1 pseudogene is annotated in these 469 nt (G+C 50.1%); it reads left to right on the top strand.

From position 1 onward, the window contains the following. Nucleotides 1-469 (top strand): annotated as a pseudogene (locus L696_RS30860) (hypothetical protein); the annotation flags it as partial.

The raw sequence follows: 469 nt of genomic DNA, 5'->3' as shown, positions 1-469 counted from the left end.
CTCGTATGTCACCTATATGATTGAAAGTCTGCAATATTATGCGCTCGGCGACCTCATTACATTACCCATAGGACAAGGAAAAGAACTGGTCGTGGTTCGAGCAGTGACAACCTTAGCAGATGGCTTACTGCGTACCCGTTACGATCTTCAAGCCGAACAGGATATCCTCTATGCCCGTTATGAAAACGATCAGGCCACCGGGATTTCGCTGACAGGGACGGTTCTCAAGGTACAGCAGGATTTCGTACAGCTTCAACTCGACATCGACCCGAAGCAAGATCCTGCCAAAGCCTGCTGGTTTCCCGTAGCTACCCGTTATGTCGCCGAAGAACATAGCGGCTGGTACGATATGCCTGAAGTAGGAGAACTGGTGGAATTGTATCTGCCAACACACCGCGAACAGGATGCCTATGTAACGGATTCGCTGCGACAACAACGCCACACAAATGGACAGCCGAATGTGAAGGTA

The organism is Paenibacillus maysiensis, from assembly GCF_000520815.1.
GTDB classification, from domain to species: Bacteria; Bacillota; Bacilli; order Paenibacillales; family Paenibacillaceae; genus Paenibacillus; species Paenibacillus maysiensis.
This window is presented reverse-complemented; position numbering and strand designations above follow the sequence as displayed.